This is a genomic window from Leptolyngbya sp. 7M, from assembly GCF_018128485.1.
In genome coordinates this window covers 3,825,986-3,838,309 of record NZ_CP070897.1, presented here as the reverse complement: position 1 = coordinate 3,838,309, position 12,324 = coordinate 3,825,986, and the positions used below count along the sequence as shown (strand labels likewise).

The following is a 12,324-nucleotide window of genomic DNA, read 5'->3' as shown; positions in this document are numbered from 1 at the left end:
TCCCTGAAAAGTTAAGTCACTTATCCCCCAATTGTTGAACCCTAGCTGTTGCAGCCCAAAACCCATGATGCAAATTCCCCTAGCTACCTACCGAATCCAATTTCACGCTGGATTCAATTTTCAAGCTGCTCAAGCCATCGTGCCCTATCTAGCCGAACTGGGAATTTCAGACCTGTATGCGTCCCCCATTTTCACGGCCAGAACAGGCAGTACCCACGGCTATGATTCGGTCAATCCGAGTGAAATTAATCCAGAGTTGGGAGGAGCAGCAGGATTTGAGGCACTGTCAATAGATTTGAAGCACCATCGCATTGGCTGGCTCCAGGATATTGTCCCTAACCACATGGCATTCGATAGTCAGAATTACATGCTAGTGGATGTTCTGGAAAACGGCCCAGATTCCCATTATCGTGATTTTTTTGACATCGATTGGAATCATTACTACGGTGGCATCAAAGGACGAGTACTAGCCCCATTCCTGGGTAAGTTCTACGGAGATTGCTTAGAAAGCGGGGAGTTGCAGCTCAAATATACTCAGAGTGGACTATCGATCAACTATTACAATCTGTGCTTTCCGCTCCGCATCGAGTCCTACAGCCATGTTTTGATGTATGACCTAGCGCGTTTGCGGGAGAAGTTAGGCAGAAATCATCCCAATTTTGTTAAGCTGCTCGGCGCTTTATATATGCTGAAGTATATCCCTTCTGGAGAAGAAGGCAGAGAGCGCTATGATCAAATTTTATTTATCAAGCGAATGCTGTGGGAACTGTGGAATGACAGCCCTGAAGTTAAACAGTTTATTGAAGAAAACATTCAGGTATTCAACGGTGAACCAGGCAACTCAGAGAGCTTTAACCTGTTGGATAGTCTGCTCTCCGAACAGTTTTTTCGCCTCTCCTACTGGAAAGTGGGAAACGAAGAACTCAACTATCGCCGCTTTTTTACCGTCAATGAACTGATCTCACTGCGAGTAGAAGATGAAAAAGTATTTGATGCGACCCATCGCTTCATCCTAGAACAGGTGAGCCAAGGTAAATTTACGGGCCTGCGGGTTGATCACATTGACGGCTTGTATAATCCAGTACAATACATTAGCCGTATTCGGGAACATTCACCGGATGTTTACCTGATCGTAGAAAAAATTCTTGAGCCGCACGAAGAGCTGCCCCTTAACTGGTCGATTCAAGGCACGACTGGCTATGACTTTATGAGCAAAGTGAATGGCCTATTCTGTCAGCAAGCCAATCAGCTTGACTTCAGCGCTGTTTACTATCAGTTCATCGGCAACTCTACCCCCTGCGAAGCTCTAATCGATGAGAACAAACGGCTGATTATTGGCAAACATATGGCAGGTGATATTGACAACCTAGCCCACTTACTAAAACAAATTTCTGACCGTTACCGCTACGCTAGCGACTTTACCATGTATGGCTTGAAGCGAGCGCTGGTAGAAATCCTGACGCTATTTCCAGTGTACCGCACTTACATCAGCCAGGAAGGTGCCCGCAAAGCTGATCAGGAACTAATCCGACAGGTGATCGAAGAAGCCAAAGAAAACATTCCCAACTTCATCAATGAGCTATGTTTCATCGAGAAGTTTCTGTCACTGGAGTTTGATGATCGCCTCACTGAAGAGGATAAGGATCAGTGGCTGCATTTCATTATGCGCTTGCAGCAGTTTACCGGCCCCCTAATGGCTAAAGGCGTAGAAGATACAGTGATGTACGTCTACAACCGTCTGCTATCACTCAACGAGGTGGGTTCTAATCCAGGTGAATTTGGCGTTTCGGCAGAGGATTTCCATACGTTCAACCAAAACCGCTGCACCCAGTGGCCCCATGCTATGAACGCCACCGCTACCCACGACACCAAACGTGGCGAAGATGTGCGTACCCGCTTAAATGTTTTATCGGAATTGCCCGAGGTGGCCTATCAGCGCCTGCACTCTACATCCACGATGGCGGCTCAGGTGGCGCTTGCGGCTCAGGTGAAGCAGCTGATCATGACCCACTTCAGCCCCCGCTATGCCCCTGGAAATGCCATTGTCCTCGATGACTTGCTAGCCGAAGCAAAAGCGATTTTTCCCAGGACGATGATGGCACATGACTTCTTTACTTACGAGATTCCGCGCCGTCAACCAGCCGAATTAGCAGTTGCTTCCTGAGATCGATCCTGGTCAAAAATGCTAGGGAAGCTTACAGCCTCGAACAATCTTTGCATCAGAAGTTCAAAGCCATCAGACTAGCTGGAGAGTGGTTCAAAGCAACACCTGAGCTTTTGGACTATATTAGCCACGTTTAGAGGCCCTTTAAGGTTTATCTCAAAGTAAAGGAGTATAATCTTGGGGTTTAGCGCCTAACGTCATTTCCTATCTCCGCTTAACCCTTGTTTTTTCTTCAATCCCTCAAAGCGACAGTGGCTGCTCCTACCCAATTAATGTGGGCACTAATTGGTCTAATTCTGACCATCGGTGGCACATTACTAGAAGCATTTATAGTGAGTTTTCCCTGGAGTTGGACCCAGCACGGAGTTCAGGCCCACTCACTAGGAGTGACCTGTCAGATCGCGGCTGTGTTACTCGTGGGTTGTCTCGGAGGCAGCAGTGCGGCGGCTATTTCCCAAATTGCCTATCTGATTCTGGGCTTGACCTGGTTTAATGTGTTTACTCAAGGTGGCGGGTTCGATTATGTCCATCGTCCTAGCTTCGGGTATTTGCTTGGATTTGTGCCTGGAGCCTGGATTTGCGGTTGGTTGGCCTTTCGGCTGCCCCGGCGATTGGAGAATCTGGCATTGAGCTGTTTGATGGGTTTAGCAGCCATTCATGCCACCGGAATCGGATACATTCTGCTGGCTCATGCTGCCAAGTGGCAAGGATTTGAGGCCCTCTCTGTGCCAGAAACACTGATGACCTATTCGGTTACGCCCCTGCCGGGTCAGCTAGCCCTGGTCTGCGCGGTCACGGTTTTAGCAGCCTTTCTGCGGCGTTTGATGCTTTACTGAGGGAGGATCGGCTAAATTTGTGCAACAAATTGCCGTCCAATAGTCGAAGAATCAAGAAGTCCAGCGGCTAGCCCAGTGGTAAATTTGTGACTATGAGTTTGAAAAATCGCCTTTTTTGGGTTGCGGCCTTGGTAGGACTGATAGCCGATCAGGTCACAAAGTTTTGGGTGGTCCGCACGTTTGAACTCAACGAGACTTGGCCCCTATGGGAAGGAGTTTTCCATCTCACCTTTGTGACTAACAAGGGAGCAGCCTTCAGCCTGTTTAGCGAGCGAGGAGAATGGCTGCGCTGGCTGTCGCTTGTGGTTAGTTTAGGATTAATTGCCCTAGCGGTTTTGGGGCCGCGAATGAACCGGTGGGAGCAAATTGGCTATGGCTGCATCTTAGCCGGTGCATTGGGGAATGGGATCGATCGGTTTCTATTTGGGGAAGTGGTCGATTTCTTAGATTTTCGCCTGATTCGGTTTCCGGTTTTTAATCTGGCAGATGTGGCGATTAATATCGGCATTCTTTGTTTACTGATGGCGGCTCTCGTGCGGCCCCCCACTACAAACGGCAATGGCAAGCGGCCTTCAGTTTAACAGCCGTAATTTGCTATTTCGCGCAATGCATCTGCTCAGTCAATTGCAACGGGTTTGGCTTGAAATCGAGCTGCCCAAGTCGGACCGAATCGGTTCTCATCATTGGCGACATTCTATGTCATAATCTTTAACAGAATTTTTAATATTTCTATCTCAAGTTTTCTCCCCCAAGTTTTGTTGTGTGAATGAGTACCACCAATGACTACGGAAGCCGTTGATCTCAAAACTCTCGATCGGTACGAATGCAAGGCTTGTGGTTACGTCTATGAACCTGCTAGAGGGGATGACAGCAACGACATTCCCGCTGGGGTTCCGTTTGAGGAATTGCCTGAAATCTGGCGCTGTCCTGTGTGTGGAGCCAGAAAAACAGCATTCAGCAATGTGGGTCCGGTTGGCAATCCCTCAGGCTTTAAGGAGAATCTGGGCTATGGATTTGGCGTCAATACTCTCACGCCGGGACAAAAGAATATTCTTATTTTTGGCGGTTTGGCTTTGGCCTTCTTGTTCTTCATTAGCCTTTACGGACTGAGGTAAGTGGCTGAAAAGCGCTTCTGCAAGTCAGGTTAAGCTCGTTTGGTGTTTAGATCGCAGTTTTGTTAGTTGGTATCTGTAGTTAAGTCCGATGCGCTCACTTCTAAAGTCCTTTCAAACCGTTATTGTGCTTGTTGTCGCTGTGCTGCTGTGCAGTGGCTGTGCCCGAGGGTTTCTACCTTCAACCAGCTACAATCCCTGGCAGCCAGTTTCCCTACCCACCGAAGAAACCCTTTCCGATGTTTCGTTCATTGACTCAAATCACGGTTGGCTAGTGGGCAAAAACGCCACCCTGTTGGAAACTAAGGATGCAGGAAAGACCTGGGATCTGCGAGCGCTTGATTTAGGCGATGAACAGATCTACATAGACTTTCGGCCGCATTTTTCACCGTCTCAAAATTCTTTATCACGTCCAGCCCGCCTTCGGTCGTTACTTCGCCGGGTTTTTCTGGAACCAAAGAGACGGCGTCGGGCCGGGTGCGCGTCGCGATGGCGATCATTTCGTCAGTTGCGGCCATCTCGACGTTCAGATATGTTGTTACAACATCGCGCAGAAGCTCGATATCGCGGTCCTGAATGTGTCGCCGGTCGCCACGAAGGTGGACGGTAATTCCGTCGGCACCTGCCTGTTCGCAAATGACAGCGGCGGTTACGATCGACGGTTCGATGGTCTTTCGTGCTTCGCGTATGGTCGCAACATGGTCGATGTTTACGTTGAGTTTGGCGGTCATAAAGGCAGTTTAGTTAGGAACAAAAGGAATGTCACGGATCGCACTTGAGCAATGGCGGATCTGCTTCGCTAGATTCTACTCAATATCGACATTGTATTTGCCGTTTCGGGCGTTTCGGCGTATCTGTCGGACCTCGTCAAACATTCGAATGCTGTCGCGAAGCACGTTTACCTTGCTGCGATCGTCGTTGTTCCAGCGAACGGGGATCTCCATAAGCCGCAGGCCGTGGAGTCGCGCAACATAAAGAAATTCGACATCAAAACCGAACCGATCGATCTTCATTACATCAAGCAGCGGCCGAAATTTTGGCATCGAGAACGCCTTGAAACCGCATTGTGTATCCCAGAATGGCATGCCGGTCATCAGACGAACCACAAAATTGAATACCTTTCCGCCCTGTTCACGCCGCCACGGCTGATGTGTACCTATGAGCGAGCGGTCCAAAGCTCTCGAGCCAAATGTAAGGTCGTATTCTCCCGATCTGACCGGGTCGATCAATTTATTCAGTTCTCCGATCGGTGTCGAGAGGTCTGCGTCGCTGAACAATGCGATATCTGCTTGAGCAGCCCCAAGGCCTGTCCTGACTGCGTAACCCTTGCCACGATTGCGTTGATATCTGATGACCGAGACCGTCTGAGCGGGAAATTCACCTGCAACTTCTTCAGCGGCGGCTGATGTGTCGTCAGTAGAACCATCATCGACGATAATAAGCTCTGACCGGATATTGTTGGCAGATACGTATTCAAGTATCTGACGGATGGTCGCTCCCAGGCGATCCTGCTCATTAAATGCTGGAATTACGATCGAAAGTTCCGGTTCCATTGACAAAACGATTATGGTATTTGGTTGTGTTTGAAAAGTAAATTGGAGTTGCCAGACTAAGTATTGGCTGCAACCCGTTACACGATTCAGCCAACTAAATTGTGTTATAATTTCGCTTCGATGATGCTTTTTTGAGGTATTTTTGATGAACTTGCGTTTTGGCCTGATCGCTTTGATAGTAGTGGCACTAGGTGCCGTGATCGGTGGAACTTTCGGTAAATTGCCGTCAACGTCGGCAGACAACACAATGACACCCGCCCGAGTTGTAGCGGATTACCGAGAGGCTCTTGACGTGATCGACAAGAATTATCCGACCGCGATCGACCATGAGCAGATAACGGACACCTCGATACAGAGCATGCTCTGGTCGCTTGATCCCCACTCGCAATTCTTTACGCGAGAAGAATTTCGAAAACTGACTGAGGAGCAGGCATCACAGTTTTACGGAATAGGTGTGTCGATACTTCAGCATCGCGACGGAGTTTATATCCAATCTATCCTTCCGGGAACCCCGGCAGATAAGGCCGGCCTGAGATACGGGGACAAGTTTCTGCAAGTTGATGGGAAAAGCTCTCTAGAATGGACGAGTGCAGAGGTTTCCCGAAATGTTCGCGGTGAGAGAGGTACTACTGTAAAGGTCAGGGTCGAGCGTGTCGGAGCTTCAGAGCCTTTGGATTTTGAGATAGTGCGGGGAGGCGTTCCTTTGCCGTCTATTCGTAATCACTTTATGCTCCCGAATGGTGTCGGGTATATCGGACTTGTAGGCGGATTTCAGGAGACTACCGCCGAAGAGCTTGATAGCGCTCTTGCAGATCTTTCAAAACAGGGAATGAAGAGCCTCATCCTTGACGTTCGCGGAAATCCAGGAGGGCTTCTTCCTCAAGCGGTTGAGGTTGTTGGAAGGTTCATCCCCAGCGGGCAGACGGTAGTTTCAGTCAAAGGTCGATCTCGGTATGCTCGTACAGTTCAGTTAAGCACGCGCGGGAATCAGCATGGGAACTATCCGCTGGTGGTTTTGATCGACGGACGTTCAGCCTCTGCATCTGAGATAGTAGCCGGAGCGATGCAGGATTATGGGCGTGGCTTGGTTGTCGGAACGGAGAGTTTCGGGAAAGGGCTTGTACAAAGAGTATTTGGTCTGCCCTATCAAACAGGCCTGACGCTTACGACAGCACGCTACTACACGCCGCTTGGTCGCTCGTTGCAGCGAGATTATTCAAGTGGGTCGATCTACGAATATTACACCAGCCACAATGGGAGTGCTTCGAATGGGGCATCTGATGCTCCTAAGCCGAAACCGGTAGGCGTACCTGTAACGACCGTGGATGGCAGAACTCTTTACGGCGGCCGCGGAATCGAACCCGATGTGCTAAAGTAGCTTCTAGAATGCGGGCGGCAGCACGTCGAATTCTCTGCGGATGCTGAATACTGCCGACTCGTTGACGCCAAGCCAGGTTTTGAGTAATCACCCGTCCGGCTGAGGTCTGTAGCATTAAGGGCAGAGGCAGACGTTCGAGGAGATCGATCAACGGGTCTGGGCAGATGGCCTCACTGATCAAAGGCTGAAGGGATGGGATGGGATGGGTCTCGACTGGTGCGTTTGAGGCTGCCATCTCTGGAGCCAGTGCTTCAGTTGGGGCTTCTGTAGCAAGCTGATGCAGCAGCTGTAAGCGATCTAGCACGCCCACATAGCGCCCGTTGTCATCAACCAAAACAATAGAGCGTTGAACAATATCGACTAGATGAGTCTGCACTTGGATGGAATTGGCATCGGTTCGGAGCACAATCACCGCATCAATCAAATGCTGATACATGATCAGGCTATTCTGAAGCTGGCTCTGGATCGACGGCAGCGCGTTGCCGATAGCAAATACGGTGATAAATCGATTCAACCTCAGCAAGCCTAAGGGCACCTGCTGTTCATCAACGACCACTATCTGATCGGTTCCCGCCTGCTGAAATAATTGCCAAATTGCGGCCAGGGAGTCAGTCTCACCGCAGACCGGAGCTGATACAATGAATTCTCTGAGAGGAGAGATATTCATCCGTCACCGAGCCAGAACGCAATAAAGGAAGCGGTTACAGGAGCAAAGCTGAAGCAAAGCTGATCAGGATGGGGCATGCGCTGAGCTACAGAGCTGAACGGCAGACTAGAGAGCAAAGGATAGGGCGTGGGGTAAGACGTGAAGCAATTGAATCGACAGCTAAATTCCCGAACTGCTTCCGGACTAACAAATTCAGAGCCAGAGGTGGCTGCCAGCCACCCAATCAGCAAATTTCCAGCTATTTCTATTGGGTAGTCGGTGAACAAGCGAGTTTCTAGCAGCAATGAATATCGAGAATCTGAACCCACCTCAATTATGACGGTATAGTCGAGTGAGCAGGCGTTTTTCAACTACAATAAATGTTAAGTATTTTTATTGGTATTGACTTTGCATATTGACTCTCCTACCTACGTTGAGCCCTGTTAGTCAATGGTTTTAATCAAATTTAGCCATTGATCAGATTTCGTTAAGTTGTAAAGTGTTGCTGTGCTGTAACCCCAATTCTTCAAAGCTTTGCGTTCTTCCCTCTCAATTTGTGTCTTCTGCACGTCTGAACCGTTTGCTCAGCTCCTCCTGCCCTACCTAGAAGAGCTGTTGCTGCCCGAAGTAGGCCGCTATCACAGCACGATATTCCGCTCAAGCGATGATTTGCTGGCTCATATTCAGCAGACTGGCCATGTGGATTGTCTGGTGCTGGAGGCAGAGCCTGAGCTGCAAGCGTTTCTTGATCAGCTGCAACAGCAGGCTTGGTTTTTCCCAACGGTAATTTTAGAATCTCCGGCGTCGGATCCGAAGCCAACCAATTCCGAGCAGGGTGATTTAGCCGATGGGCAATCAAACCATCTAGAGGAATTTTCCTACCATGCGGCCCTGATCTGCCTGTCAGCTCAGCAGTTCAACCAGATCGGACTGGCCATTGACCAGGCCATTAGCAAATTCATTCAACTCAAACCCGGAAACCAGGTACCTGCTACTATTGCAGAATCTTCCAACAGTCGGGAACTCATGGCACAACAGCTTCGATTAGCTGAAAAATTGAAGGAGCGACTTGATTATTTAGGTGTCTATTACAAACGAAATCCGCGCAATTTTTTACGTCACATGGCTTCACCTCAGAAGGAAGACCTGTTGCGGCAACTTAAGGCAGACTACCGGGACATCATTTTGGCTTATTTTTCAGATGAGCCTCGTCTGAATGATAAGATTGACCACTTTGTCAACGTTGCTTTCTTTGCAGATGTGCCGATTTCCCAGATTGTGGAAATTCACATGGAGTTAATGGATGAATTTTCCAAACATCTTAAACTAGAAGGCCGCAATGACGAGGTATTGCTTGACTATCGCCTCACCCTGATTGATACATTGGCCCATTTGTGCGAGATGTACCGTCGATCAATTCCGCGCGAATCTTAGATTGCTGCTAAGTTGATCTAAGGGTAGGATGGCAAACTGAATCTGTGCTGCTACTACCGGTGATCTAAGCCGTACTGTGCTACCTGCTTTATTATCAACCCTATAAGCACCTGTGATTTTAACCCTGCTCCTAGCCCATTAGTTCTAACCTGTGAGCCTAGCCCTAATCCCATGAGTCCATTAAAAAAGACCTATATTCTGAAGCTTTATGTGGCAGGAAATACGCCCAATTCGGTGAGGGCGCTCAAAACGCTGAACAACATTTTAGAGAAAGAGTTTCAAGGGGTGTATGCCCTCAAAGTGATCGATGTGCTGAAAAACCCTCAGTTGGCTGAGGAAGATAAAATCCTAGCAACTCCCACATTAGCAAAGATCCTGCCGCCGCCTGTGCGCAAAATTATTGGCGATTTGTCGGATCGGGAGCGGGTATTAATTGGTTTAGATCTGCTTTACGACGAACTACAAGAGGTCAGGTAGATGCTGGTGTACTGAAACACTGTATCAATCATATTTTTCGACAGTTCGTCAGGCTGTTGATCCAGCACATGCTGTTTGGCAATCGCATCCTGATAATCTAGAAACTCCTTGATCATAGCATCTACTTGGCTGCTATATCTAATCCACAACTCATTCTTATCATTAATTTTATTTCGATATGCTTGAATGTCATCCAATGCATTCTTAGCACTATCTCCTAGTGCATCAGTAAATTGCGAAACAAATTGATCAATCTGATCTAACTCGGTTAGCACAAGTTCACTTTGCTGTCGATCCGCATCACTGCCAATTGTGACTGACATGTCCGCAAGCTGACTTAGAGTTCCAGAAAACTGATCAATCTTCTTTAGCATTCCTTTGGATACATCAGCTCCATCATTGGTTTTGATAGTGGTAGCAGCATCCAGGGCCAAGCCACCAGCGGCCATACCACCCATTACTGCCATCGCAGGAGGATCTGAAATCACAAAAGCCATAGACTGTAAACTACTCAGGATTTTAGAAATATCATCAGGTAACTTAAAATTCCACAGGCTATTTCCGGCAGTTTGGAAGTCTGCCATCGCGGTTTGTAACTTCTTACAAGCCTCCTGGCAGTCTGCCATACTCTTAAGGAGTTGTTCTTGCCAGGATTGTCCTGATTTGTTGCCTGGTGGTCCACACAGCATATCTCTCAGGGCTTCATAGGCTACTTTATGCATCTGCACTGCTTGATCTGCGGCATCTCGCATCTTCTGCAGCTGTTTTTGGTCTTGAACGGCTTTTTCGTACTCGTTCTTGAGAGAGATGTACATGTCTCTCACATCTTTTTGGGTATCGTAACCAGCGCTTAATAGGTCTACCTGCGTCTTGTAAGGCAAGTTAGATACATGGTTAACCTCAAAGCCCCACATCGTTTCTCCAGCCGCATACCATCGATACATTGCTGTGACAGCAGTTGCGACCGACTTCTTCATTGATAATTCTGGATCAGTGGAAATATCAGCATCCGTTTGCAACTTACCCTGATAGCCGTAGACAAACATCAAGGGATATATCCAATTAAGCAAGCGACCTATATCAGTCCATCCTGGTGGGTAGTTATCTTCATCAAACGTGGAAGGTTGATTTTGAATATAGCTGAGTTTCAGGCGGTGATAGAGTAGCTCCCAGTATCGTAGATCACAGTTGACTGCGGCGTAGGAGAAGTCAGGAATTACAACCGGTTCCTGCTTGACGTTATACGTAAAATTTGGAACGGTGTAGCAAATTTCAGAGCCTGCTGCCCCCTGATCAGCAGGTGGGGCCGCTGACCCATAGTGATGGACTCCGTGTGCTGTTTCAAATGCATCTCCGGGATTACCCACTGATCCAGGATCGCCACCATTCGATTGAATGTCTGTGCAATCCCACAGGTTAATTAGATTGCCTTTGTCGTCATGAGCTTTGGAACAGGCAAGGTAAACACTGCCACCGTCTCCACCTGCTCCTCCACAACCGGCATTACCCCCATATGCACCATTGACCCAATTTCTGCTTTGGCCATTCACGCCGGCATTTCCTGGTGCACCGTTTGCATAAAGCTTGAACTGTCCACCTGATGGCACCACTAAATTTTGGCAAGCGATTGTGATGCTGCCTCCAGTGGCACCTTTTGCAGCCCAATCTTGCCCTGGATCGCTACTGAAAAATCCTTGGAATTGTCCTTGCTTCAATGCTGCAGCGATTTCATCTCCGGATGAAACTCTCCCTGAACTGCCAGGATCAGTACTCACAATATTACTCTGAAGTGGCTTCTCAGGTTGTAAAGGCTTGTCATACTGCAGACTACGAGTTGCAGAAACATCAATTGTAATACCACTTTCTAGCAATACTAGCTCATCGCAGAAAATACTAATATTCCTTTTAGGATTAGTTAGATTCGTTGCAAGTGTAACTCGAATACCATACACGATTAAGTCTTTTTCTGGCGGAATATAACAAGCCTCCTGCTGTAGTCCACTCACTCCAGTTAAGACTATTTCGTCCAGAGCCGAATAAATAATTGTTTGAGATGCTTGCCCACTTTCATCTGTAAGGATAAACGGATTGAGAGTATCAGCAATACTCATAATTACTCCTGTAAATTACGATAGGTTTACAAGATTGTGGGGTGATTAACCTAGAAGTAAAATTACATGCCCCTTGATATAGCAGTCCTAAAGGAGTGGTGAAAATCATGAAGGAGCCAGAATACAGGAGTCAGGAGCGGCTTTTGCAACCCGTTGACGGTTGGTCGTTAAGCTGCATTCTGGTTTCTGACTTCCATTTTCACGACTGATATAGGATTGCTAGGACACCAACCGAATATGAAAAAAATAGGTAATCCACTCACAATCTAGGTTTTGATTGACTTCAAATTGCTGTTATAGCTAAAGTCATCCTTGCAACTATATGCTTCCACCACTCTCGCTAAATTAAGTGGAGAATGATGATCTAAGCTATGTTGATCACAGTAGACATATAGTGCATCAAAATATCGCATTAAAGCATGATATTGAGATACATAAGGATATATTGCTGCGGACGAGCCACTGGGCTGCCGCTACTGGCATAAACACTCATTGCAATTCTATTTTTAGTATAGGTGGATCAAGTTATTCGCTAACCGTTCAGTGATTTAACCGAATTCAACAGCGAGCAGGTAGTAAAGGCATTTTCCCGCTGCAAGCCATTTACCCGATG

Annotated in this window: 13 protein-coding genes and 1 pseudogene; 9 read left to right on the top strand and 5 right to left on the bottom strand. The window is 47.8% G+C overall.

Features of this window, described 5'->3' with window-relative positions; all coding sequences use genetic code 11:
- The first annotated feature begins 64 nt into the window (after positions 1 to 64).
- From treY to JVX88_RS44230, 6 genes and pseudogenes are all read left to right on the top strand, one after another.
- Complete coding sequence (treY, locus tag JVX88_RS19405) at positions 65 to 2,164, top strand: malto-oligosyltrehalose synthase (RefSeq protein WP_317134391.1); 2,100 nt, start codon at positions 65 to 67, stop codon at positions 2,162 to 2,164.
- A 50-nt stretch (positions 2,165 to 2,214) separates the two neighbouring features.
- Positions 2,215 to 2,301 (top strand): hypothetical protein, encoded by an 87-nt coding sequence (locus tag JVX88_RS44235; RefSeq protein ID WP_410503792.1) that lies wholly within the window; start codon positions 2,215 to 2,217, stop codon positions 2,299 to 2,301.
- Positions 2,302 to 2,385: 84 nt separating this feature from the next.
- The gene (locus JVX88_RS19400) at positions 2,386 to 3,000 is read left to right on the top strand and encodes a biotin transporter BioY (protein WP_263975177.1); all 615 of its coding nucleotides are present in this window, start codon (positions 2,386 to 2,388) and stop codon (positions 2,998 to 3,000) included.
- 92 nt (positions 3,001 to 3,092) lie between these two features.
- The gene (gene lspA / locus JVX88_RS19395) at positions 3,093 to 3,581 is read left to right on the top strand and encodes a signal peptidase II (protein ID WP_035998567.1); all 489 of its coding nucleotides are present in this window, start codon (positions 3,093 to 3,095) and stop codon (positions 3,579 to 3,581) included.
- A 198-nt stretch (positions 3,582 to 3,779) separates the two neighbouring features.
- Entirely contained in the window at positions 3,780 to 4,115 is a 336-nt protein-coding gene (locus JVX88_RS19390) for a rubredoxin (RefSeq protein ID WP_035998570.1), read from the top strand.
- 88 nt (positions 4,116 to 4,203) lie between these two features.
- A pseudogene (locus tag JVX88_RS44230) lies at positions 4,204 to 4,410 on the top strand (YCF48-related protein); the annotation flags it as partial.
- A 4-nt stretch (positions 4,411 to 4,414) separates the two neighbouring features.
- Here the strand turns inward: JVX88_RS44230 and JVX88_RS19380 are convergent.
- Positions 4,415 to 4,843 (bottom strand): pyridoxine 5'-phosphate synthase, encoded by a 429-nt coding sequence (locus JVX88_RS19380; protein WP_211619807.1) that lies wholly within the window; start codon positions 4,841 to 4,843, stop codon positions 4,415 to 4,417.
- Positions 4,844 to 4,918: 75 nt separating this feature from the next.
- On the bottom strand, positions 4,919 to 5,665 hold the full coding sequence (locus tag JVX88_RS19375) for a dolichyl-phosphate beta-glucosyltransferase (RefSeq protein WP_211619806.1): 747 nt from the start codon (positions 5,663 to 5,665) through the stop codon (positions 4,919 to 4,921).
- A gap of 145 nt (positions 5,666 to 5,810) precedes the next feature.
- On the opposite strand from JVX88_RS19375, the gene JVX88_RS19370 reads away from it, so the two are divergent.
- The gene (locus JVX88_RS19370; protein ID WP_211619805.1) at positions 5,811 to 7,043 is read left to right on the top strand and encodes a S41 family peptidase; all 1,233 of its coding nucleotides are present in this window, start codon (positions 5,811 to 5,813) and stop codon (positions 7,041 to 7,043) included.
- On the opposite strand, the gene JVX88_RS19365 is transcribed toward JVX88_RS19370, so the two are convergent.
- Entirely contained in the window at positions 6,952 to 7,710 is a 759-nt protein-coding gene (locus JVX88_RS19365) for a CBS domain-containing protein (RefSeq protein WP_211619804.1), read from the bottom strand. The genes JVX88_RS19370 and JVX88_RS19365 overlap by 92 nt on opposite strands.
- Positions 7,707 to 8,060 (bottom strand): hypothetical protein, encoded by a 354-nt coding sequence (locus tag JVX88_RS19360; RefSeq protein ID WP_211619803.1) that lies wholly within the window; start codon positions 8,058 to 8,060, stop codon positions 7,707 to 7,709. Before JVX88_RS19360 ends, JVX88_RS19365 begins: the two co-directional genes overlap by 4 nt.
- A gap of 163 nt (positions 8,061 to 8,223) precedes the next feature.
- On the opposite strand from JVX88_RS19360, the gene JVX88_RS19355 reads away from it, so the two are divergent.
- Both JVX88_RS19355 and kaiB read left to right on the top strand, forming a co-directional pair.
- On the top strand, positions 8,224 to 9,123 hold the full coding sequence (locus tag JVX88_RS19355) for a circadian clock protein KaiA (protein ID WP_211619802.1): 900 nt from the start codon (positions 8,224 to 8,226) through the stop codon (positions 9,121 to 9,123).
- Positions 9,124 to 9,294: 171 nt separating this feature from the next.
- Positions 9,295 to 9,600, top strand: coding sequence for a circadian clock protein KaiB (gene kaiB / locus JVX88_RS19350; RefSeq protein ID WP_211619801.1), 306 nt, complete (start codon positions 9,295 to 9,297; stop codon positions 9,598 to 9,600).
- Here kaiB and JVX88_RS19345 read toward each other — a convergent pair.
- Positions 9,573 to 11,711, bottom strand: a complete 2,139-nt coding sequence (locus JVX88_RS19345; protein WP_211619800.1) for a hypothetical protein — start codon at positions 11,709 to 11,711, stop codon at positions 9,573 to 9,575. The two genes, kaiB and JVX88_RS19345, sit on opposite strands and share 28 nt — an antisense overlap.
- Between the last annotated feature and the right edge of the window lie 613 nt (positions 11,712 to 12,324).